At 65.9% G+C, this 21,375-nt stretch carries 18 protein-coding genes; 7 read left to right on the top strand and 11 right to left on the bottom strand.

The annotated features are described in order from the left end of the window. Positions 1–34: 34 nt before the first annotated feature. Positions 35–631, top strand: a complete 597-nt coding sequence (locus NWE53_RS13255) for a L,D-transpeptidase (RefSeq protein ID WP_265054715.1) — start codon at positions 35–37, stop codon at positions 629–631. Between the two features lie 148 nt (positions 632–779). Here the strand turns inward: NWE53_RS13255 and NWE53_RS13250 are convergent, their stop codons facing one another. Continuing rightward, positions 780–1,094 carry a hypothetical protein gene (locus NWE53_RS13250; RefSeq protein WP_265054714.1) on the bottom strand — a complete coding sequence of 105 codons (315 nt, stop codon included), beginning with the start codon at positions 1,092–1,094 and terminating at the stop codon, positions 780–782. Positions 1,095–1,196: 102 nt separating this feature from the next. Beyond that, positions 1,197–2,576 carry an aspartate aminotransferase family protein gene (locus tag NWE53_RS13245; protein WP_265054713.1) on the bottom strand — a complete coding sequence of 460 codons (1,380 nt, stop codon included), beginning with the start codon at positions 2,574–2,576 and terminating at the stop codon, positions 1,197–1,199. Positions 2,577–2,766: 190 nt separating this feature from the next. Between NWE53_RS13245 and NWE53_RS13240 the strand changes: the two genes are divergently transcribed. Beyond that, positions 2,767–3,288 carry a YkgJ family cysteine cluster protein gene (locus NWE53_RS13240; protein ID WP_265054712.1) on the top strand — a complete coding sequence of 174 codons (522 nt, stop codon included), beginning with the start codon at positions 2,767–2,769 and terminating at the stop codon, positions 3,286–3,288. Here the strand turns inward: NWE53_RS13240 and NWE53_RS13235 are convergent. Both NWE53_RS13235 and NWE53_RS13230 read right to left on the bottom strand, forming a co-directional pair. Continuing rightward, positions 3,272–4,759, bottom strand: coding sequence for an amidase (locus NWE53_RS13235; protein WP_265054711.1), 1,488 nt, complete (start codon positions 4,757–4,759; stop codon positions 3,272–3,274). The two genes, NWE53_RS13240 and NWE53_RS13235, sit on opposite strands and share 17 nt — an antisense overlap. Next, positions 4,749–5,213 (bottom strand): MarR family winged helix-turn-helix transcriptional regulator, encoded by a 465-nt coding sequence (locus NWE53_RS13230; protein WP_265054710.1) that lies wholly within the window; start codon positions 5,211–5,213, stop codon positions 4,749–4,751. Before NWE53_RS13230 ends, NWE53_RS13235 begins: the two co-directional genes overlap by 11 nt. Positions 5,214–5,347: 134 nt before the next feature. Between NWE53_RS13230 and NWE53_RS13225 the strand changes: the two genes are divergently transcribed. Continuing rightward, positions 5,348–6,973, top strand: a complete 1,626-nt coding sequence (locus NWE53_RS13225; protein WP_265054709.1) for a long-chain-fatty-acid--CoA ligase — start codon at positions 5,348–5,350, stop codon at positions 6,971–6,973. A 235-nt stretch (positions 6,974–7,208) separates the two neighbouring features. On the opposite strand, the gene NWE53_RS13220 is transcribed toward NWE53_RS13225, so the two are convergent. Next, on the bottom strand, positions 7,209–9,770 hold the full coding sequence (locus NWE53_RS13220; RefSeq protein ID WP_265054708.1) for a methyl-accepting chemotaxis protein: 2,562 nt from the start codon (positions 9,768–9,770) through the stop codon (positions 7,209–7,211). A gap of 167 nt (positions 9,771–9,937) precedes the next feature. On the opposite strand from NWE53_RS13220, the gene NWE53_RS13215 reads away from it, so the two are divergent. Beyond that, positions 9,938–10,714: a DUF1499 domain-containing protein gene (locus NWE53_RS13215; RefSeq protein ID WP_265054707.1), complete on the top strand. Its 777-nt coding sequence runs from the start codon at positions 9,938–9,940 to the stop codon at positions 10,712–10,714. A 9-nt stretch (positions 10,715–10,723) separates the two neighbouring features. Here NWE53_RS13215 and NWE53_RS13210 read toward each other — a convergent pair whose 3' ends face one another. Then, the gene (locus NWE53_RS13210) at positions 10,724–11,638 is read right to left on the bottom strand and encodes an MBL fold metallo-hydrolase (protein WP_265054706.1); all 915 of its coding nucleotides are present in this window, start codon (positions 11,636–11,638) and stop codon (positions 10,724–10,726) included. 150 nt (positions 11,639–11,788) lie between these two features. Here NWE53_RS13210 and NWE53_RS13205 point away from each other — a divergent pair, with 150 nt between their 5' ends. Then, positions 11,789–12,412 carry a biotin transporter BioY gene (locus NWE53_RS13205; RefSeq protein ID WP_265054705.1) on the top strand — a complete coding sequence of 208 codons (624 nt, stop codon included), beginning with the start codon at positions 11,789–11,791 and terminating at the stop codon, positions 12,410–12,412. A gap of 86 nt (positions 12,413–12,498) precedes the next feature. Here NWE53_RS13205 and NWE53_RS13200 read toward each other — a convergent pair whose 3' ends face one another. From NWE53_RS13200 to NWE53_RS13180, 5 genes are all read right to left on the bottom strand, one after another. Next, a complete protein-coding gene (locus NWE53_RS13200) occupies positions 12,499–12,636 on the bottom strand; it encodes a hypothetical protein (protein ID WP_187640068.1) in 138 nt (45 codons plus the stop codon). A 323-nt stretch (positions 12,637–12,959) separates the two neighbouring features. Then, a complete protein-coding gene (locus NWE53_RS13195; protein ID WP_265054704.1) occupies positions 12,960–14,300 on the bottom strand; it encodes an HlyD family type I secretion periplasmic adaptor subunit in 1,341 nt (446 codons plus the stop codon). Positions 14,301–14,348: 48 nt separating this feature from the next. Beyond that, entirely contained in the window at positions 14,349–16,469 is a 2,121-nt protein-coding gene (locus NWE53_RS13190; RefSeq protein ID WP_265054703.1) for a type I secretion system permease/ATPase, read from the bottom strand. A gap of 29 nt (positions 16,470–16,498) precedes the next feature. After that, the gene (locus tag NWE53_RS13185; protein ID WP_265054702.1) at positions 16,499–18,493 is read right to left on the bottom strand and encodes a hypothetical protein; all 1,995 of its coding nucleotides are present in this window, start codon (positions 18,491–18,493) and stop codon (positions 16,499–16,501) included. 132 nt (positions 18,494–18,625) lie between these two features. Further along, the gene (locus tag NWE53_RS13180; RefSeq protein WP_265054701.1) at positions 18,626–19,498 is read right to left on the bottom strand and encodes a hypothetical protein; all 873 of its coding nucleotides are present in this window, start codon (positions 19,496–19,498) and stop codon (positions 18,626–18,628) included. Positions 19,499–20,059: 561 nt separating this feature from the next. Between NWE53_RS13180 and NWE53_RS30035 the strand changes: the two genes are divergently transcribed. Then, entirely contained in the window at positions 20,060–20,260 is a 201-nt protein-coding gene (locus tag NWE53_RS30035) for a transposase (RefSeq protein WP_442865013.1), read from the top strand. Further along, positions 20,214–21,374 carry an IS30 family transposase gene (locus NWE53_RS13175; protein WP_265053267.1) on the top strand — a complete coding sequence of 387 codons (1,161 nt, stop codon included), beginning with the start codon at positions 20,214–20,216 and terminating at the stop codon, positions 21,372–21,374. The genes NWE53_RS30035 and NWE53_RS13175 overlap by 47 nt, the downstream gene beginning before the upstream one ends. The last annotated feature ends 1 nt before the right edge of the window (position 21,375 follow it).

Below are 21,375 nucleotides of genomic sequence, written 5' to 3'. Positions count from 1 at the left end.
TAAAGGCTGCCTGCGGGTCGCTCTGGTGGAAGCTATGAAGAAAACCGTTTTCGTTGCCTTGGCGCTGTCGGCCCTCCTTGGCGCCTGCCAGTACAAGAGCGTAGCTGCGCCTGAGCTGTCAGCCCGGGACGCGGAATATATCGCGCTCGTCCCCAAGTTCGACACCTACCTTCCCTATCTCCCGTATGAGATCGCCGATCCCACCGGTCAGCCGCCCGGCACGATCTATGTCGATACGAAGGAGAAGTTCCTCTACCTCGTGCTGCCGAACAAGAAGGCGATCCGCTACGGCGTCGCGACCGGCGAAGAGGCCTATGGCTGGACCGGCGAGGCCGTGGTGCAGCGCAAGGCCGAATGGCCGCGCTGGACGCCTCCGGCCGAGATGATCAAGCGCTGGCCGCATCTGAAGCCGGTCGCTGGCGGCCTGGCTGGCGGCCCCGACAACCCGCTCGGCGCACGGGCGCTCTATCTCTACCAGAACGGACAGGACACGCTCTATCGCATTCACGGCACCAACGAGCCGGAGACGATCGGCCGCTCGGCTTCGTCCGGCTGCATCCGGATGCGCAACATCGACGTGATCGATCTCTTCAACCGCGTGCCGGCGGGCGCGAAGGTCGTCGTCGTCTGACGTTTCAGGCCGGTTTTAGTGTTTCAGCGGGCGGCCTCGGGCCGCCCGTTTTCGTTTGCGAGTACCGCTCGTTCGGACGACGGACAAAAAAAGGCCGGTGGGAGCAAACTCCGCACCGGCCAGTCGTTTGGGTCTCGAAGGGGAGGTTTCAGTCGGCGAAACCGTGGCGAAGCGCACCGGGCAAATCGGCCTTGCGTGTCTCGCCGTGCTTCCTCAACGCGCCCGACATCTGTCTGGTTCCCGCAGCGACCGCCTGAATCGCGATCGGGCGGAATTGGGAAGCGTAGGTCTCGCGTGCCTTGGCATCGTGAAAACCCCTGCGATCCTGCATCTTGGGACGGGCGTCGTGTTGAAGCATGGCTCCTGACTTTCTGATGACCTCGTGCCGGGAGCTCTCGCTCCCGACCCCTGCAACCTGACCGCCGATCAGGTCGGGGCCGGGGCGCGTCTGTGATTTGTTCATGGCGATCTGTGGCCCGCGGCAGCTTCGGCCACATTGATGAACAAAAGAAAAAGGGCCGGGCGATCGCCGCCCGGCCCTTCGTATCCCTCGTGCGTCCGGCCCTCAGGCGGCGAACAGGCCTTCCGCCTTGGCCCAGTTCAGCGTCTTGTCGAGCGCGCGCTCGCAGCGGTCGAACATCTCGTTGATCTCGGCCTCGCTGATGACCAGCGGCGGGCAGAAGGCGAGACGGTCACCCATGGCGCGGGTGATGAGGCCCTCTTCCAGCGCGTAGGTCACGGCCTTGGCGCCGACGCCCTTCTTGGTCTCGAAGGAGGCCTTGGTCTGCTTGTCCTTGACCAGCTCGGCGCCGCCGATCAGGCCGACACCGCGGGCTTCGCCGACGAGCGGATGCTCGGCGAGCTTGTCGAGGCGCCGGATGAAGGCCGGCGAAACCTTGTTGACGTGATCGACGATCTTCTCGCGCTGATAGATCTCCAGCGTCTTCACCGCGATGGCGCAGCCGACGGGGTGGCCGGCATAGGTGTTGCCATGGCCGAAGGTGCCGATCTTGCGGCTCTGGTCGACCAGGACCTCATAGACCTTCTCGTTCATCATGACGGCGCTGAGCGGGAAATAGGCGGAGGTGATCTGCTTGGCGAGCGAGATCGTGTCGGCGTTCATGCCGTAGGTCTCGGTGCCGAACATCTTGCCGGTGCGGCCGAAGCCGGTGATGACCTCGTCCGAGATGAAGAGGATGTCGTACTTGGCGAGGACGGCGTTGACCTTCTCGAAATAACCGGCCGGCGGGGTGATCGCGCCACCGGCGCCCATCACTGGCTCGGCGATGAAGGCGGCGACCGTGTCCGGCCCCTCGTGCAGGATCATTTCCTCGAGTTCGGCTGCAAGGCGCGTCGAATAGTCCTGCTCGCTCTCGCCGGGCTCGGCGAAGCGGTAATGGTGCGGACAGGAGGTGTGGAGGATGCCGGGCAGCGGCAGGTCGAAGTCGATATGGTTGTTGGGCAGGCCGGTCAGCGACGCCGAGGCGACGGTGACGCCGTGATAGCCTTTCAGCCGGGAGATGATCTTCTTCTTCTGCGGCCGGCCGAGCGCATTGTTCATGTACCAGACGATCTTGACCTGGGTGTCGTTGGCGTCCGAGCCGGAGGCGCCGTAGAACACCTTCGAAATCGGAACCGGCGCGATCTCCTTCAGCTTCTCGGCGAGCTCGATCGCCGGGTCATGGCTGCGCCCGCCGAAGATGTGGGTGAAGGGCAGCTTCTTCATCTGCTCGTAGGCGGTCTCGATCAGCTCTTGGTTGGAGTAGCCGAGCGCGGTGCACCAGAGCCCCGCCATGCCCTCGATATATTCCTTGCCGGCTGAATCGTAGACGAAGATGCCCTTGCCGCTTTCCAGCACCAGCGGCCCGTTCTGCCGGTGGGCGGCAAGGTTCGTATAGGGATGGACGAGCGTCTCGATATCCCTGACGGCGACATTCGACAGCATGATGGGCTCCCGGCCTGTTAAAAATTCTTGCCACCATAAGCCGAACTGACCGCAAATGTTGAGCGATTTTGGCGCAGGGGACGCCATACTCTGCTGCAAGGCGGCCGATGGCGCAAAGCCGCGCACTTGTCAGGCTTGGCACAGGTGGGCAATCTTCCAATCTGGAATCGTTCCGGACTGGCCAAGGCTGATGCTCGACCCGTCATTTTCGACAAACCGGCCGGCGCCCGGCCGCAGCTGCGGCAGCTGCGCGCTGTGCTGCAAGGTCTACGATGTCCCGGCCGTGCCGATGACGGCCGGCACCTGGTGCCGGAATTGCCAGCCCGGGCGCGGCTGCCGCATCTACGACACCCGCCCGCAGCAGTGCCGCGACTTCCATTGCCTCTGGATCAGCCAGGATTTCCTCGGCCCGGAGTGGAAGCCGGAGCGCAGCCGCTTCGTCCTGACCATGGATGGCGCGAGCCGGCTGCTCTATGCGCAGGTCGACCCCGGCGCGGCACAGGCCTGGCGCAAGGAGCCCTATCTCTCGCAGTTCAGACGCTGGGCGGCCGCCGGCAGCCGGCCGGTGATCGTCTTCGTCGGCAAGACCGCGACCGCGGTGACGGCGAGCGGCGAGACTGTTCTCGGGCAGCTCGCGGCGGATGAGCGCATCGTCCTGCGCGATCTGCCGGGCGGACGCCAGACCGTCGAGAAGGTCAGGGCGACGAACTGAGCGGCGGCACGGCGAAACCGCTCCCGGCGCGTTCCAGCATGGCGCCGACCGCGATGGCCGTCCGGTCTTCCCCGAAAGGCGCGATGATCTGCACGCCGAGCGGCAAGCCCTCGCGCGACAGCATGACCGGCGCCGACAGGGCCGGCAGGTCCGAGCCGGTCGCGAGCGCGGCCCAGTGCAGGAAATCGAGATAGGGGCGCGGCTCGCCGTTCACGAGGAGCCGGCGGGCGTGGATATCGGGCGTGTGGTCGTGCGGGATCGCCGCGACCGGCGCCGGCGGGCAGAGCACGACGTCGTAGCGCCCGAAGAAACGTGCCCATTGCCGCTTCTGGGCCAAGCGGCGATGCGCGATCTGCTGATAGAGGCCGGGCGTCATCCGCGCGCCGCGCGCCTGCAACGCCTGGTGCGACAGGTCGTTCGGGCTGAAGCGCGAGGCCTGCGCCTGGATGCGGGCGCGCACCTTGGGCGGCAGGCCATAGGCGACGACGGCATGGTTCAGCAGAGCATAGACCTCGAAGGCATCGGCGAAGCTGACGGAAGGGCGGGCGGTCTCGTCGACGATGGCGCCGGCCTCGGCGAGACGACGCGCAGCCTCGCGCACGACGGCCGACACCTGGCTGTCGACGGGGGCGAAGGGATCGTCGGCCCAGAGCGCGACGCGCAGGCCCTTCGCGTCGATGAAGCGCGGCTCCGGCAAAGGCGCAGAGGCGTGCGCTACATCGCGCGGACCGGCGATGACCGGCAGGATCAGGTCGAGATCCTCGGCGGCGCGGGTGATCGGACCGGCGACCATCAGGTCGGCATTGCGCGGTGTGCGCCGTTCCGGCGGCGGCGGGATCGCCCCCCAGGTCGAGACCAGCCCCCAGCTCGTCTTGAGGCCGAAGACGCCGCAGGCATGGGCCGGCCAACGGATCGAGCTACCGAGATCGGAGCCGAGCTCGAAGGCGCTCATGCCGGTCGCGACGGCCACGGCCGCTCCGCCCGATGAGCCGCCCGGCGAGCGCGCCTCGTCCCAGGGATTGTTGGTCACGCCATGGGCCGGGTTGTAGCTCTGGAAGTCGCCCGAGAACACGGGGGCGTTGGTCTTGCCGATGATGACCGCGCCTGCCGCACGCAGCCGCGCCACGGCTGCGGCATCCTCGGCCGGCACGCGCTCGCGATAGGCCGGCAGGCCGCCGGAGGAGGGCAGGCCGGCGACGTCGAAGGCATCCTTGATCGTGATCGGCAGGCCCTCGAGCGGGCGGGCCGTGCCCGCGGCGATCCGCGCATCGCTGGCGAGGGCAATGGCGCGGGCGGCGTCGCGATCCTGCGTGACGATGGCGTTGAGGCGCGGGTTCAGCGAGTCGATGCGGGCGAAGGTCGCTTCCAGAAGCTCGGTGGCGCTGAAGCGGCGGGCGAGCAGCGCCGCGCGCAAGACCGTGGCGGAGGCGGTGAGATCGATGCCGGCAGCCATCGTGCCGTCACTCGGCATCGACGGCGCGGGCAAGATCGCGCCAGAGCAGCACGAGGCGATCGAGCTCGGCGAGATCGTCCGATCCGAGCTTGCCTAGCGTGCTGGCGACGAAATCGCGCTGGGCGGCGATGCCGGCCTCGGCCAGCCGGCGGCCTTCCGGCGTCAGGTGCATGGCGTAGGAGCGCCGGTCGCCCGCAATGGCGCGGCGCTCGACGAGCCCGGCCTGCACGAGGCGGTCGACCAGCCCGGAGACGTTGCCCTTGGTGACATAGAGCCGCTCGGCCAGCTCGCTCTGACTGATGCCTTCCTGCTCGGTCAGCGTCGAAAGCAGGTCGAATTGCGGGACCGAGAGGCCGAGCGTGCGGATGCGCGCCGTCATCTGAATGAGCATACGCTGGTGCAATCGCATGAAGCGGAACCAGACGCGATCAGGCTCCGTCGCCGCGTGTGGCACGGTCTTCGGTGCGGTCATCGCGCGTTCCCCCTCTTGAACGATCAGACCTAAACCATCTCGCGCGCACAGGCGAGCCTTCGATGGTGCAGCTTTCCTTTCGCGGAAGCTCGTCGCTATCCTCCGGGAAAGACAAGACTCCGGGAGAAACGCGCATGCTCGGCCTGATGCAGGACTGGCCCCTTCTGCTCCATCGGATCATCGATCATGCCGCCATCCAGCACGGCACGCGCGAGGTCGTCAGCCGGGCCGTCGAGGATAGCAGCCTGCGCCGTCGCAGCTATGCCGAGATCAGGAGCCGGGCGCTCAAGGTCGCCAAGCGACTGAAGCGAGAGGGTGTCGCGCTCGGCGACCGGGTGGCGACGCTGGCCTGGAACACGGACCGCCATCTCGAGCTCTGGTATGGCATCAGCGGCATCGGCGCGATCACGCACACGGTCAATCCGCGGCTGTTCCCGGAGCAGATCGCCTGGATCGTCGATCATGCCGAGGACAGGCTGATGTTCCTCGACCTGACCTTCGTGCCGCTGATCGAGCAGCTGCAGGAGAAGCTCCCGAGCATCGAGCGCTATGTCGTGCTGACCGATGCCGCGCATATGCCGCAGACGAGCCTCAAGGGTGCCGTCGCCTATGAGGACTGGCTGGCCGAGGCCGACGACGATTTCGCCTGGGCCCGTCTCGACGAGAATACGGCGGCGGGGCTTTGCTACACCTCCGGCACGACCGGAGGGCCGAAGGGCGTGCTCTACTCGCATCGCTCGAACGTGCTGCATGCGCTGGCCTGCGCTGCGCCGGACTATATGGGGCTGTCCTCGCGCGACACGGTGATGCCGGTCGTGCCGCTGTTCCACGCCAATAGCTGGTCGCTCGCCTATTCGGCGCCGATGACGGGCGCCAAGCTGGTGATGCCCGGCGCGAAGCTCGATGGCGCGTCGCTGCACGAATTGCTCGAAGGCGAGGGCGTCACCATGACGGCGGCGGTGCCGACGGTCTGGCTCGGCCTGCTGCAGCAACTGGAGGCGACCGGCGGCAGGCTCTCGACGCTGCAACGCGTCGTGATCGGCGGCTCGGCCTGCCCGCGCGCGATGACCGAAGCCTTCGAGCGCAAATACGGCGTCACCGTCGCGCATGCCTGGGGCATGACCGAGATGAGCCCGCTCGGTTCCTTCTGCTCGATGAAGCCGGTCTATGGTGGCCTCGAAGGCGAGGCGCTCTACGACCTCAAGGTCAAACAGGGCCACCCGCCCTTCACGGTGGAATTCCGGCTCACGGATGACGAGGGCCGGGACCTGCCCTGGGATGGACGGACCTTCGGCCGCCTCAAGGTGCGCGGGCCGGCGGTGGCCGGTGCCTATTACCGGCGCGCGGACGAGGACATCCTCGACGAACACGGCTTCTTCGATACCGGCGACGTCGCCACCATCGACCCCGCCGGCTACATGCAGGTCACCGATCGTTCGAAGGACGTGATCAAGTCCGGCGGGGAGTGGATCTCCTCGATCGATCTGGAAAATCTCGCGGTCGGCCATCCCGACGTGGCGGAAGCGGCAGTGATCGGCGTTGCCCATCCGAAATGGGACGAGCGGCCATTGCTCGTCATCGTGCCGAAACCCGGCCGCACGCCCGGCAAGGACGAGATGCTCGCCTTCATGGCCGGCAAGATCGCGAAATGGTGGCTGCCTGATGATGTCGTGCTGGTCGAGGCCATCCCGCACACGGCGACCGGCAAGATCCAGAAGACGGCGCTGCGCGAGATGTTCAAGGATTATCGGCTTGGGTGACATCCGGGCAGGGGCCGTTCTCAAAGTCTCCAGAAGAGCCACGTCATCCCGGACGCAGCGAAGCGGAGATCCGGGATCCATCGCAGAGCGCGGTGCTTCTCGATGGATCCCGGGGCAAGCCCGGGATGACGGCAAAGGGATTCGACGTTGCCAGCTGGCGCCAAAACGCAAACGGCGCCCTTTCGGGGCGCCGTTCGTGTGTCTTGGTCGAGCGCGAGTGCGGAGGCTGTCCGTCTCAGAACTCTTCCCATCCGGCATCCTGGGCGCGTCCATTGGCGACCTTGCGCGGGGCGGGGGTGGCCTTGGACTGGGCGAAGGCGGCTTCGGCGAGCTGGCGCAGGCGCTCGGGCTCGGCGCCGGCCGGAGCCCGGGCGGATGCCGCCGCGGACGCTGCCGCAACCGCGACCGGCCGGGCCGGGGCGCGCGCCGGCGCCACGGTTTTCAGGGTGCGCGCCGCGGAGGAGGCGGCCATGACCGGCTGGGGATAGCCGCTCTGGCCGACCGCCTCGCGGCCGGTGCGGAAGGCCGCGACCAGCTCGTTGAGCTGGCCGATCCGGCCGGTCAGCGCATTGGCGGAGGCCGCGCTCTCCTCGGCCAGCGCCGCGTTCTGCTGGGTCATCTCGTCGAGATGCGCCACCGCCTGGCTCATCTCGTCGATGCCGTTGGCCTGCTCGCCCGAAGCGGCCGAGATGTCGGCGATGGTGGCCGCCACCTTCTGCGAGGCGGCGAGGATGCGCGCGAGCTGGTCGCCGGCCTGGCGCACCAGCTTCACGCCCTCGCCGACCTCGGTGTTCGAGGAGGAGATCAGCCCGGAGATGTCCTTGGCCGCCTCGCCCGAGCGCTGCGCCAGGGTGCGCACCTCGGAGGCGACGACGGCGAAGCCCTTGCCGGCCTCGCCGGCGCGGGCCGCCTCGACCGCGGCGTTCAGCGCCAGCAGGTTGGTCTGGAAGGCGATGTCGTCGATCACCCGGATGATGTCGGAGATCTTCTGCGAGGCGCTCTCGATGCGGGCCATGGCATCGACGGCCTGGCCGGCGATGGCGCCGCCGGACTGGGCGGCCTGCATGGCCTCGTCGGCGATGCGGGCGGCATCCTTCGAGGCCTGGGCCGAGGCCTTGACCGAGGCTGCGAGCTCCTCGGTGGTGGCGGCGGTCTGCTCGAGCGAGCTCGCCTGCTCCTCAGTGCGCTTGGAGAGGTCGTCGGCGCCCATGTTGATCTCGCGCGCCGCGAGCCCGACATCGGCCGAGGTGGTCTGGATCGTCGCGACCGTGGCCGAGAGCCGGTCGACCGTCTCGTTGATCGCGCCCTTGAGATCGGCGAAGCGGCCGCGATAGGCGGTCTCCACCCGGTTGGTCAGATCCCCGCCCGCAATCGCCGACAAAGCCTGCGCAAACTCCGTCGTCGCAGAATCAACAACTATGTTGATCTCGTTGATGCCCTCGACGAGCTCCTTGAGCGGACCTTCCATGCCGCCGACCTGCGCCTGGCCGGAGAAATTGCCGTCGCGGGCATCGGCGACGATGGTCGCGACTTCGCCGAGAAGCTTCTGGACATGGGCAGCCTGTTCGGCGTCGGCCAGCATGGCGAGATCGCGATCGCGCCGGTTCTGCTCGAGCGCCAATGCGTTCTCGCGATAGGTTTCGAGCGCGCGGCTCAGCGCTCCGATCTCGTCGGGCGAGGGGGCCGGCGGAATGGCCTGCGCGAAATCGCCCTGCTGCATGCCGTCGAGCGCCGACTTCAGCGAGATCAGCGGCCGGGCTACGCGACGCTGCACGCCGCGCCAGCTCAGGACGCAAATCACAAGCAAAGCGGCAAGCAGGGAGCCGACGATGCCAAACTTGACCCAGGCCTGATTGAGCTTCTGGTTCGTGCGCGTGATCATGTCGTCGAGCGACTGGGTCACGGCCGATATGATCGCCTCAAAGGGGGCGTTGCACTGCTTTGTCCATTCCTCGGCCGCGATGACCGGGCCAGAGCCCTGACCGAGCTTGCCGATCAACTCGTCCATCTTGCGATTCGAGGCATCGACCTCGGCCGACATGACACCGATCTTCCGGACGAGTTCGCTGCCGACGCCGGGGCGGGACGCCAGCTGCTTGAGGGTGTCCCTGGAAGCGTTGGAAACACCGCGCAACTCGCCTATGCGACGTAGCTGTGCCGCATCCATCGCCTTGTTCGAGCTGAAGGCCGGGCGCAGCACCGAGCATTGCGTTCCGTAGTTCGAGCGCACGTCCCAGCCGGCGGACTTGAAGCCCTGCAGGTCGGCGAGCACGGGGTCGGCCAGCCGGGCCGCAGTGGAGGTCTCGTCGGAAGCCTTGACGATCGCACCCTCGATCGCGCCGATACCGTTGTACCAGGGCATGGTCGCGGCCAGGCTGCGCTGCGCCTTCGGCTTGCCGGCCTCGGCATAGAGGTCAGCCATCCTGGCGTCGGTGAGCTTCTGCTCCTGCTGGATGCCGGCGATCAGCTCCTTGCGGTTCGGCAGATCGGTTTCCTGGAGCTGAGCGACCGCTTCGGCGATCTGGGCGCGATTGGCCTGCTCGATCTGCTTCAGCATCGGGGCCGGATCATCCGCGACCTGGATGCTGGTCTGAGCCTGGCCGCGCGCGGTGCGGATCATGTTGCCGGTGAGAAGCAGCGCCTTGTCGGCCTCGACCAGCTCGGCCAGCCGCATGTTGGTCCTCACCTCCATGATGGACTGCTCCGCCATGTAGGCCAGCGCACCGATGCCGGGCACGCAAAGACAGGCCATGGTGGCCACGAGGTAGTTCTGGATCGAAGAGGGGAAGAATTTCACGGCGAGGCTCGAAGAGGCGTGCGGCTGGAAGGCGGTGGCGCAGGCGGAAGAGGCGACCCGGCGCGGCCGATGCCTCTTTCCCGCCCAGTTACGGCCGATTTGATTAAGATTGCGCTTAGCTGCCTCTGCCGCTTGCCTTCCGCTCGTAGCGGCGTCACCTAAGAACGATGCATCGCCGTCTCGTCTTCGAGGAACCGGTTTCACGCGCGGCCATCTGGAGCCGGCGGCTGGCCTGGTTCTCGCTCGCGGTGCTGCTGCTGTCGCTGCTGCTCGTCCGGCTGCGGGAGCCGAGCATCGAAGGGCTCGCGCCGGTCGCCGGTGCCTATGTCTTCGTCTTTGCGGCGCTCGGGCTGGCGATCCTCGCCTTCATCCGCATCTGGCAGTCCGGCCATCGCGGCGTCGGCAAGGCGGCCTGGGCGATGCTGCTGTCGCTGGTCCTGCTGGTGCCGTTGGGCTATGTCGCGGTGAAGCTCGTGACCAGGCCCGCCCTGGCTGATATCTCGACCGATATCGACGACCCGCCTGCCTTCAGTCGGTCGCAGATAGCGCAGACGGCAAGGGCCGGGCGCGTGCCACCGGATGTGCCGGCCGAGCGCAGGCGCCTGCAGCGCCAAGCCTATCCCAAGGCGGTGCCCATTCTCCTGGAGGTTCCGGCCGAGATCGCCTTCGACGTCGCGCGCCGCGCCGCGACCGGGCTCGGCTGGCAGGTGCTGGAAACGACCCGGCCGGGCGGGCGCAGCGGGGCCGGGCGGATCGAGGCGGTCGCGCGCGGCCGCATGCTGCATTTCTCGGAGGACATCACGATCCGGGTCAGGCCGCGCGTCGACGGCAGCCGGATCGACATTCGCTCGGCTTCACGGCTGGGCAGCCACGATCTCGGAGTCAACGCGACGCGCATCGCCGCATTCTCCGACGAGATCGAGCTGCTGATGGAGAATCGCTGAACAGGCGGTTCAGGTGAGACGGTAGCGGCTCGTCAGGGCAGGCACGGCATCGCTGGCCTGGACGGCGCCTCGTAGCACCAGATCCTCGAGCTGCGCCAGTACCGAGAGCGCCGCCGCTCCGTGCAGCGCCGGCGCCAAGCCCTGATAGATCGCGGTCACCATGGCCGCGATCGTCTCGTCGCCTTGCCCCAGGCGGCTGAGAATCGCGGCCTCGCGCTGGCGGCGATGCTGGACGAGGCCACGCAGGAAACGCTGCGGTTCGGTGACAGTGCCGCCATGGCCCGGCCAATAGCGGGCATGCTCGAGACCGCGCAGTTTCTCGATCGAGGCCATATAGGCGGCCATCGAACCGTCGGGCGGTGCGACGACCGAGGTCGACCAGGCCATGACATGGTCGCCCGAGAACAGCGTTTCCTCTTCGGCGAGGGTGAAGGCCAGGTGATTGGCGGTGTGACCGGGCGTCTCGACCGCGGCGAGGCTCCAGCCGGGACCGGAAACGGCGTCGCCGTCCCGCATCAGCCATTCCGGCACGTAGGCGGTGTCGGCGGCGGCATCGAGGACACGCTCCTCGCCCGGGCCGAGCTCGCGGGAGAGGCGATGCGGCCCGCAGCCGACCACGCGCGCGCCGGTGGCTGCCTTGAGCGCCGGAACGGCCGGGGAGTGGTCGCGGTGCGTGTGCGTCACGACGATATGACTGACCGTCTCGCCGCGGAGAGCGGCCAGCAGGTGTTCGACATGGGAGGGATCATCGGGACCGGGATCGATGACCGCCACAGTGCCGTGGCCGACGATATAGGTGCAGGTGCCGGTGAAGGTCATCGGCCCGCTATTGCCGGCGATGACCCGGCGCACGAGCGGCGAAAGCGTCGCGACCTCGCCGGGCGGCGTGGTCGCGCTCCTGTCGAATTCGATCTCGTCCGCCATCTCTGCACGCCTCGTCCGAGCCTGTGCCGATTCCGTCAAACCGGCTGCCTATCCGCGCAAAGCCTGTCCGCTTGTGAGGCCCTGCCGCATTTCCTATAGACGCAAAAGCGGCCGCGTCGCGCGGCCTTTTCGGGAAAGGACGACAAGCCCATGGCCGATACCATCCCCATGCAAGCGCCGACGCTCGCCGGTACGCTCCTTCCCGCAGCGGACACGCGCTCGGCCATGCTGCGCAACGTCGCGCTGGCCTTCGCCGGCAGCCTGCTCCTGATCGCGGCGGCCAAGATCAAGGTTCCGTTCTGGCCCGTGCCGATGACGCTGCAGACGCTGGCGGTGCTGGGCCTCGGGGCCGCCTATGGCGCCCGCCTCGGTGCTGCGACCATGGCGCTCTACATCGTCTACGGACTTGTGGGGCTGCCGGTCTTCACCAACACGCCGCCGGTCGTTGCCGGCCCGCTCTATCTCGTCGGTCCGACCGGCGGCTTCCTGGTCGGCTTCATCGTCGCGGCGGCGATCGCCGGCTGGGCGGCCCAGCGCGGTGCGTCGCTGCTGCGGCTGGTCGGCGGGCTGGTCCTCGCCGATCTCGCGCTCCTGGCCATCGGCTGCCTGTGGCTCGCCTTCGGCGCCCAGATGACGGGCGGCGCGACCGGGGTCGGTCTAGCAAAGGCCTTCGCCTATGGCGTGCAGCCCTTCCTTCTCGGCGAGGCGCTGAAGATCGCGCTCACGGCTTGCATCGCCGGGGCGGGCTGGTCGCTGATCGGCCGGCGCGGCTGAGCCTTCGCTTAAACAGCGCCTTCAAGCACAAAGGCCGGGGTCGCCCCCGGCCTTTTTTGATTCCCGTATGCGCTTGCGCAATCCCGTTAGCTGGTCGACTGGCCGCCACCGCAGCTTTTGCCGTCATAGGGGCCGAAGAGTGGGCCGAAATTCCCGCATTTGTCGCAGCCCGAAAGCGAGAGAGCCAGCCCCAAAAGGCCGGCGAGGAGAATGATGCGCTTCATGGCCCAACCGTTCGATTCGATGCGGGCCGTAATCTAGAACGTGCCGGCGGCGCGCGACAGGGGTGTCGAGAAGCGAAGGCAGGCGCTCAGAGACCGATATCCGCGAGCCAGCCCAGTATGCAGATCGCCGAGACGGCGATCAGGGCGATCGTGGCTTTCGCGTCGTTCGGCCAATGGCGCAGCATGCTTCGTCTCCGTTGCGGGAGCCGTCGCAATAGTCGTGCCATTTGACAGGTGGGTGACGGTTTCCCCGAGGCCTGGGAAGCTCGGAGAAACCGCCGTCGCGACCAGCAGAGGCGATGCCGCAGGTCGATGTTGCGAGATCAGGTTTCGCGGAAGGCGCGCGCCATGCTGTCCTTGAGCGGCTGCAGAAGATACTCGAAGAAGGTCCTCTCGGTCGTCTGGATGTAGACGTCGGCAGGCATGCCCGCGGTCGGCTGGAAGTCGTGGACGCCGGCCAAGCTCTTCGGGTCGAGGCGGGCGCGCACGACATAGAGATCCGGTACGCCGGGATAGGCGCGCTGCTTCTCGTCCGGCAGCGCGTCGGCGGAGATGTAGATGACGCGGCCGCTGACCATCGGGGTGGTGCGCTGATTGAGGGCGGTGAGCCGAACCGTGGCGAGCTGGCTGTGCTTGATCTTGTCGATGTCCTGCGGACGCACGCGCGCCTCGATGATGAGCTCATCCTGCAGCGAAACGATCTCCATGATGTTCTTGCCGGCTTCGATGACGCCGCCGGCCGTGTGATAGCGCAGCTTGACGACCGTTCCCTTGACCGGAGCGACGATGTTCGAGCGGTCCAGGATACCTTTCACGGTGTGGATGCGCTCGCGCACGTCGTTGAGTTCGGCGCTGATCTCCTGCAACTGGTCGGAGGCGATCTTCTGGGCGTTCTTGCGGACGCCGTCGATCTGCTCCAGCGAGCGGGCGATCCGCTCGCGGGAATCGCCGATATCGCCGGTGATGCGCCCGGCCTCGCCGGTGAGGTTCGCGGCAAGACGCTGGAGCGAGAGCACGTCGGGCTTGCGGATGTAGCCGCGCTGAAGCAGCGCCTGCTTGCCTTCGAGTTCCTCCTTCAGCAGCAGCGATTGCTGATGGACTCCCGCGAGCTGCACCTTGCTGCCGGTGACTTTCTCCTCAAGCGCGTCGATGCTCTTCTGATGGGCGGCGATTTCGCTCGCGATATTGTTCTGCCGCGCCCGGAAGGCGATCCGCTGCGCCGCGATAAGCACGGCGATGTCGGGGTCGTTGGCTCTGTCGACCAGATGCTGGGGGAAGGAGAAGTCGGTTCGGCCGACGACCTCCGCCCGGAGCCGCGCCTCGATCGCCTCCAGACGGAAGAGCTTGAGCTCGTGGCGGCGCAATTCGGCGCGGGAGGAGGTGTCTTCGAGCTTGACCAGGGGTTGGCCGACATGGACCACGTCGCCCTCATGGACGAGGATCTCGCGGATCACCCCGCCTTCCAGATGCTGGATCGTCTTGTTCTGGCCGGTGGTGACGAACACGCCCGTCGCGATGACCGCGCCGGCGATCGGGGCCGTGTTGCCCCAGACGCCGAAGCCCATGACCGTCGCGACGACGATGACGACGCCGCTCAGCGTCGCCGTGCGGGTACTGCGCGGCACGTCGGCATACCAGGTTTGCGATATCAGCTGCCCTGCCATTTCCCCACTCCGTTCCCTCGTCGCCCCCGGCTTCGAATGCCGGTTTTGTCAGTGTGGCTTGGGCGCGCCGCCATCGATGCTGCGCTGTCCAACGATCATCGGCAGGATTTCGTCGCGTGCCCCGATGGCCTGAACCGCGCCGTCCTTGATCATCATGATCTTGTCCACGCTGCGGAGCAGGGCAGGGCGCTGCGTCACGGCGACCACCGTCATGCCGCGAGACTTGGCCCGCTCGAAAGCGCGAGCGAGGGCGGCCTCGCCCAGTGCGTCGAGATTGGAGTTGGGCTCGTCGAGCACCACGAGCCGCGGATTGCCGAAGAAGGCCCGCGCCAGGCCCAGCCTCTGCTTCTGCCCGCCCGAGAGGGGAGCGCCGTCGATGCCGATCTGTGTCTCGTAGCCATGGGCGAACTGGGCGATCATCTCGTGGATGTCGGCGATCTCTGCGGCTTCGAAGACATCCGCGTCGGCGACATCGTCGCGCATGCGGGCGATGTTGGCCTTGATCGAGGCCGGAAAGAGCTGAACGTCCTGCGGCAGGTAGCCGACGCTTTCGCCGAACTGGCGCGGATCCCAGTTGCGCTGCTCCATCCGGTCTAGCCGGACGGTGCCGGCGGTCGGGTTGATCGAGCCGACCAGCATGCGCGCCAGGGTCGACTTGCCGCAGCCGGAAGCGCCGACGATGGCGAGGGAATCCCCCGGCTCCAGGCTGAAGCTGATGCCGTTGAGGATGACCTTCTTGTTCGGCGGCGGAACGTAGAGAACGCGCTCGACATCGAGCCGGCCCTTGGGGTTCGGCAGCTTCAGCCGGTCGAGGTTGAGCGGCGAGGCCTGGAGCAGCGCCTTGACGCGCTGATAGGCGGCGCGCGCATGGATGAAGCTGCGCCAGCCTTCGATGGTGCCTTCCAGCGGGGCAAGGGCGCGGCCGGCGACGACGGAGGACGCGACCACCATGCCGCCCGTCAACTGGCCTTCGAGCGAGAGCATCGCGCCCCAGCCCAGCATCGCCACCTGCGTTCCCAGGCGGAAGAACTTGGAGGTACCGGTCATCAGGATGTTGCGATCCTGCGCGCTGACCTGCGCCTTGAGGGATTCCGCCGTCTCGCGCCCCCACATCACGACGCCCTCCGGGATCATGCCCATGGCGTTGATGACCTGCGCGTTGCGGGACATCGCTTCCGATTGCAGATTCGCGCGGGTCGAAAACGCACTGGCTCGTGCGAAGGGCGCGGCCGTGATCTGCTGGTTGAGATAGGCGACCAGGAACAGCACGACCGACGCGACGGTCACGATGTAGCCGAGATGCGGATGGATCAGGTAGACCGCCAGCAGATAGATCGGCGCGGTCGGTGCATCGAGCATGGTGAGGATGACCGGACCGGTCAGGAAGCTGCGGATCTGCTGCAGATCGGCGAGCGTCTGGAATTCGCGGCTGGAGCCCGTCTGGGCGGCCTTGGCGGCGGCCGCGAGCACCGGCCCGCCAAGCCGGGTTTCGACATCGACCGCGACGCGCATCAGCATGAAGCGGCGCACCATGTCGAGCAGCACATGGGCTCCGATCGCCACCATGACGATGACCGAGAGCATCACCAGCGTATCGACGCTGCGGCTCGTCAGCACGCGGTCCGACATCTGGAAGAGATAGATCGGCACGGCGAGGACGAGCGTGTTCACCACGATCGAGAACAGCGCGACGACCGTCAGGTTGTGCCGTGTGCCGCCGAGGCCCGCGCCGAGAACCTGCTTGAAGTCGCGATCACCGAGCCGTTGCTCGATAGGCGTTCCACCTCCCGATCCGCCACCGCCTCCTCCGCCGCCTGGCCCCTTGCTGCCGCGGCCGCCCTCGAGGGCCGTTTTCGGAGGCTGTGAATCCACTTTCGGACGCAGCGTGACGACATCGGATGCCGGCTGTCCGTCGATGCGGGCTTCGCTGTGTTCTGCGCGGCTTTGGGGCGCGGTTTCCTGGGGGAGAGTCGGGTCGTGGGGAGCGGCCGGCTGCGGCAGCGATGCGGGCGCGCCGGCCGGGACCAGAGAAATCCGGCTGTTGGCATTGGCGGTGCCCTCGACCTTGACGGCGGCCAGCCCGACAGCCTGCGGCAAGCCGACCATCCGCACCGAGGCAGGGCCGGCCAGGGGCGCCGCGGATGGCGATGCTTCGTTCTTCTCGCTCATGCCCCTTACCCCGTCTCGTTCTTCTTGCTTCAAACCATGATGTTCGACGTCAGATGGTCGTGCTGTGCCGGGTCCGGCACATTGACGTGCCGGCATTCGGGCTCAGGCTCATTGGTGGCCTGTTCAGCGAAGGCGACGAGCTCGGGGACGAGCGTGCTGGTGTCATGAATCTTCACCGTGTCGCTGTCGGTGACGATGTTGACCTGGATCAGCACGGATTCTTCATAGGCCTCGCCGCCGAGATAATTGGAGGTCGACAGCAGCCCGGGGTCGACGATGTAGGCTTCGTTGAGCGCGCTGTTGCCGCCTGCGGCCACACCTTGTTCGGTGTCCGCATGCGCGCTGGCCTGAATGCTCTGATCGCCGTCGATGAGGAAGTTGACCTGCGTGATGACGTTGGCGTCGTAGTAATCGCCCGCGACGTAGAGAATCTTCAGCGTGCCCGAGGCACCACCGTAGAAGTGCCAGTCGGCGTCCGGGGCGAGGATGGTTGCGCCGCCGGCAAGCTGATCGATCAGTTCGTGATGGGCGTCGAGCATCGGCTTGAAGGCCGGCGCGTCGTAGCTCGCGATCGTGGCCTTGTTGGTCAGGCTGTTGAAACCGGTCGTGACGGTCGTGCCGTCTTCTTCGCCGCCGGTGCTGTAGAGCTTGGCTGAATCGGGATCCAGCATGATGTTGTACTGGTAGATCCAGTCGGCGCGATGGTAGTTTCCGCCGATGATGATGATGTCGTAATCGGCTATGCCGTAAATCTTCGTCAGATTGATCTGCTCGTTTCCGCCGGTCCCGAGATTGTAATAGACGCCGGACTCGCTTTGAACCGTCCGATCGTTGTCGTCGAGACCGTTGAACTGGACGATCGCTTTCACGTCGTAGAAATCGCCCGACAGGACATCGACGACCCAGTGAGACGTCCCGGCCGCACCGCGCACGTCGATCGTCGATTGATGCGTGATGAACTCCGCGATGTTGTGAACCTCGTTGCCCTGCGTCTTCACGACGGGGTCGAGAGTGCCGGAGACGGCGATGTCGACATGGTCATTGTCGACCAGGATGTTCGCCTGCACGATGCCGCGGCTGTAGAAGTAGTCCCCGCCGACCATCATGGAGCCGACCCCCTCGTTGAGGTCGACGATCTCCGCGGCATTGATCTGTTTGTTGAGACCGGTCTCGGCGAGCGTCGCCACGCCGCCGGTGGGCCCCGCGGCATCGAGCGTCGCCGTTGTGCTGGTCTGGGCCGGCGGCTCGTCCGGGCGCCAGGGTGCGCTGTCCAGCAAGGTCGGCGCGTAAGGTTCGGGCGCGCCGGCAACGCCATCGATAATGCGGCCTTGCGGGGCGGTCTCAGCGGGGCTGCCGTCCGGATTCGGGTTGCCCGTCTCGGCCCAGAGCGCGTCGCGAGCCGACACCATGGCGATGACGTCGTCGGTTCCGATCTGGAGCGCCGCGGTCATGTCGGGGATGCCGGCGGGGGCGATATCGTCGGCCCGATCGATGAGCGAAGCGAATTCGCCCTCCAGATGCAGTTCAGCCGGGATCACGACGCTGCCGTCGGCATAGGTGATCGCATCGGATGTTATGAGATCCTGGTCGCTCGCGACGTTGATCTGCTTGATCTGATACAGACCCTCGCCGTCGGCGTCGCGATACTCGACGGTGATTTCGCGCTGAGCGGAGCGGAAGCCCACCGAAGATCCGATGTCCTCGGCATTATGCGGGATCGGCTTCAGGGGCTGTGGAACGACGGGCAGAATCTTGCTGGGCACGCCGAATCTGGCCGGCATCGATAAAGGTGTAAAACTGCTGTGCGGGTCCGGTGCCGGCATTTCGCGAACCGTCGTTGGAACCGAAACGAGTTCGTCGAAGGCAAGCCCGCGGAGCGGCTCCCGGAACGGATCGAGGTCCTCGGGTATAAACGGCGGTGGCGCCTCACCGTCATAGAACACCGGCGTCCGGGCGACGGAGTCGGACAGATCCAGATAGCCGATGAATTGCCAGATCGTTTCGGTGAAGCCGCCGGGCTGCATGGCACGATCCTCCGCCGCGTCCAGCTCGCACCGGACGGGAACACTTCAAACGCATGGCGCGCAGAAAGGGGAAGGCGGGAGCGGAAACCGCGCGGGGAGGGCCCCGCGCGGTCGCTTCGCTTCGGACAGTGCTTACAGGGAGTCGAGAGCGTCCCCGCTGCCCACAGTCATCTCGATCGAGTTGAACTGGATGTTCGCACCCTGAACGATCGACTGGGTGAAGGCTTCCTGCGTGAGCGAGGCTGCAGCCGAAGCCGCGCCGGCGCCGCCGAAGTCGCCATCGTCGCTGGTAAGCGCGCCGAGGCTGGAGCTCGCGCTGCCGCCGGTGGCGGTCGCGGTCATGGTGAAGTCGCCGACCGAGTTCGCGTCGGAGCCGCACGGATCCCAGCAGCACGCATCGGAGACACCGCCGGAGCTGTAGCTCACCGAGGCGCCGCTGAGGGTGTCGTTATCGGTCAGGTTGTTGATCTGATCGATATTGAAGTTGTTGCCCTCATAGACGTTCTGAGTGACCACGTCGGGCATCACGATGGAATCGGTGATGCCGTAGATCGAGTCGATGTCGATCGCTTCGTTGTCCTGCGGCCCGGTGATTGCACCTTCGAGGCTGAGGTCGACGTTGACGGAGACATTCACGCAGTTGTCGACCTGGTTGGTAACCTGATTGTCCAGCTCGTTATAGTTGACGTTGCCGTTCAGGTTGCCGTTGGCGTTGAGATTTCCGTTGCCGTTCAGGTTGCCGTTTTCATTGGCGTTGCTGGCGGAATTCCAGACGTCGGTGTCGACGGCCTGCGCGGCGACCTGGCCGGCATACTGCGACTGACCCTGGGACTGACCCTGGCCTTGACCTTGGCCCTGTCCCTGGCCTTGACCCTGTCCCTGGCCCTGAAGCTCGGCCTGACCCTGGAGCTGACCCTGCAACTCGGCCTGGCCCTGCAACTGGCCCTGTGTCGGGTCGTTGTCGTCGTCGTGGTGCGAAGGCTGCGGATTGTTGTGGCTACCCATGACACGCTCCTGTGCGTTCAGGAGACATCGATGCGGTCCGGTGCGCCTCTCTTCTGCGGTGCGCGGTCCGGTTTCAGCGATGTCGATTGGTTTTATGCGGTTTACAAGGATGGATACCGTCTAGCGTAACGATATACATCCAATTTTCGATGTTATCCGATCTGATTTAATCCATTTATGCCTCCTATGTAGTTGTTATTTCGGTAATAAGTTTGGATTTTAAGAAGTATTTTATGTATTTTGACGATTAAAGTTTGTTGAATTCAATAGTTATCGTTCGCGAGAAATGTCGCGTTGAAGGATTAATTCTATAATTATCCGATATTATGGAAATCCGATTCCATCGGATTGCTGAATTCGATCGCTCTATGAATCTAAGCAGGCAAATTCGAGTTCAGTATTTTTTCTTTCCTGAATGCTGCTTGGTGTCTATAAACAGCCACGAAGGGGCTGTTGGGTCAATGTGCTGAATCGTTACCCTGCGTTAACCGGTTCATTGATTTTTCATGACCCAGGAGGTGGCTTGGTAAAGGCTGGTGCCCTGTGCGCCGGAGATTGGCTATGCCCAACGCCGTCCGCATGCACGACGAACAGGCCGCCTTCCTCTCGCTCGAGACGTTGGTCTGGCGCGACGGACCTGTCTGTCCGCATTGCAGGGTGGTCTCAATCGGTAATCGCAACACGCTACTTTTCCTTTGGAGATGGAGCGTGGGTGATGATGCAGCGGCGGCGGATCTACTATTCGGCGGCCCAGCGGGCTGAGATCTGGGATCGCTGGAAGGCCGGCGAGTCGATGAGTTCGATTGGGCGGCGGTTCGATCGGGAGTCCTCTTCGGTGTTCTCGGTGCTTTCGCCGACGGGCGGCATTCGGCCTCCAGACCGGCGGCGGGCGCCGCGGGCGCTCACTCTCAGCGAGCGGGAGGAAATCTCCCGAGGGCTCAGCACCCGCCGGTCGCTGCGCGTGATCGCTCGGCAATTGGGCCGATCACCGTCCACGGTCAGTCGCGAGGTTCAGCGCAACGGCGGGCCGGATCGCTACCGCGCGGCGCGCTCCGATCAGGCGGCCTGGGACCGGGCCTTGCGTCCCAAGCCGTGCAAGCTGGCTTGCCGACCCGGTCTGGCCCGGACAGTATCCGGCAAGCTGCAGCGGAACTGGTCGCCCGAGCAGATCGCCGGCTGGCTCAAGCGCACCTGCCCCCGGGAGCCACACAATCAAGTGTCGCACGAGACGATCTACCGCAGCCTGTTCATCCAGACCCGTGGGGTGCTGAAGAAGGAACTGCTGGACCACCTGAGGGCCCGGCGAACGATCCGCCGCTCCCGGCACGCCAGCCTGAAGCGGAACGGCCTGGGCCAGATCAGGGACGCCGTCTCCATCAGCGAAAGGCCGGCCTCCGTCGAGGATCGTGCGGTCCCTGGTCACTGGGAAGGCGACCTGATCGGCGGCTCCCGGAACAGCTACGTCGCCACGCTGGTCGAGCGGCATTCGCGCTACGTGATGCTGGTCAAGGTCGCCAACAAAGACACCGGGAGCGTCATCACCGCCCTGATCAAACAGTCGAAGAAACTGCCCGGCGAACTCTATCAGTCCCTGACCTGGGACCGAGGCAAGGAGTTGGCCGACCACAAGCGGCTGGCCCTCGCTTCGAACGTCGAGGTCTACTTCTGCGATCCCAGGTCACCCTGGCAACGTGGCTCGAACGAGAACACCAACCGGCTCCTGCGCCAGTATCTTCCCCACGGAACCGACCTGTCCCTGCAAAGCCAGGCCCAGCTCAGCGCCATCGCCCGTCAGCTCAACGAACGGCCCAGAAAGACCTTGCTCTATCAAACCCCAGCCGAGAGGTTCGCCGAGTGTGTTGCGGCGATCAGTTGAG

Source organism: Bosea sp. NBC_00550 (genome assembly GCF_026020075.1).
Classification (GTDB): domain Bacteria; phylum Pseudomonadota; class Alphaproteobacteria; order Rhizobiales; family Beijerinckiaceae; genus Allobosea.
Note: the sequence above shows the minus strand (reverse complement) of the source record. Positions and strands in the feature narration are given on the sequence as shown.

Excerpts from the sequence above, each read along its gene's own strand:
- NWE53_RS13255 (WP_265054715.1), top strand. The coding sequence starts at position 35 with ATGAAGAAAACCGTTTTCGTTGCCTTGGCGCTGTCGGCCCTCCTTGGC.
- NWE53_RS13250 (WP_265054714.1), bottom strand. The coding sequence starts at position 1,094 with ATGAACAAATCACAGACGCGCCCCGGCCCCGACCTGATCGGCGGTCAG.
- NWE53_RS13245 (WP_265054713.1), bottom strand. The coding sequence starts at position 2,576 with ATGCTGTCGAATGTCGCCGTCAGGGATATCGAGACGCTCGTCCATCCC.
- NWE53_RS13240 (WP_265054712.1), top strand. The coding sequence starts at position 2,767 with ATGCTCGACCCGTCATTTTCGACAAACCGGCCGGCGCCCGGCCGCAGC.
- NWE53_RS13235 (WP_265054711.1), bottom strand. The coding sequence starts at position 4,759 with ATGCCGAGTGACGGCACGATGGCTGCCGGCATCGATCTCACCGCCTCC.
- NWE53_RS13230 (WP_265054710.1), bottom strand. The coding sequence starts at position 5,213 with ATGACCGCACCGAAGACCGTGCCACACGCGGCGACGGAGCCTGATCGC.
- NWE53_RS13225 (WP_265054709.1), top strand. The coding sequence starts at position 5,348 with ATGCTCGGCCTGATGCAGGACTGGCCCCTTCTGCTCCATCGGATCATC.
- NWE53_RS13215 (WP_265054707.1), top strand. The coding sequence starts at position 9,938 with ATGCATCGCCGTCTCGTCTTCGAGGAACCGGTTTCACGCGCGGCCATC.
- NWE53_RS13210 (WP_265054706.1), bottom strand. The coding sequence starts at position 11,638 with ATGGCGGACGAGATCGAATTCGACAGGAGCGCGACCACGCCGCCCGGC.
- NWE53_RS13205 (WP_265054705.1), top strand. The coding sequence starts at position 11,789 with ATGGCCGATACCATCCCCATGCAAGCGCCGACGCTCGCCGGTACGCTC.
- NWE53_RS13200 (WP_187640068.1), bottom strand. The coding sequence starts at position 12,636 with ATGAAGCGCATCATTCTCCTCGCCGGCCTTTTGGGGCTGGCTCTCTCG.
- NWE53_RS13195 (WP_265054704.1), bottom strand. The coding sequence starts at position 14,300 with ATGGCAGGGCAGCTGATATCGCAAACCTGGTATGCCGACGTGCCGCGC.
- NWE53_RS13190 (WP_265054703.1), bottom strand. The coding sequence starts at position 16,469 with ATGAGCGAGAAGAACGAAGCATCGCCATCCGCGGCGCCCCTGGCCGGC.
- NWE53_RS13185 (WP_265054702.1), bottom strand. The coding sequence starts at position 18,493 with ATGCAGCCCGGCGGCTTCACCGAAACGATCTGGCAATTCATCGGCTAT.
- NWE53_RS13180 (WP_265054701.1), bottom strand. The coding sequence starts at position 19,498 with ATGGGTAGCCACAACAATCCGCAGCCTTCGCACCACGACGACGACAAC.
- NWE53_RS30035 (WP_442865013.1), top strand. The coding sequence starts at position 20,060 with ATGCCCAACGCCGTCCGCATGCACGACGAACAGGCCGCCTTCCTCTCG.
- NWE53_RS13175 (WP_265053267.1), top strand. The coding sequence starts at position 20,214 with ATGATGCAGCGGCGGCGGATCTACTATTCGGCGGCCCAGCGGGCTGAG.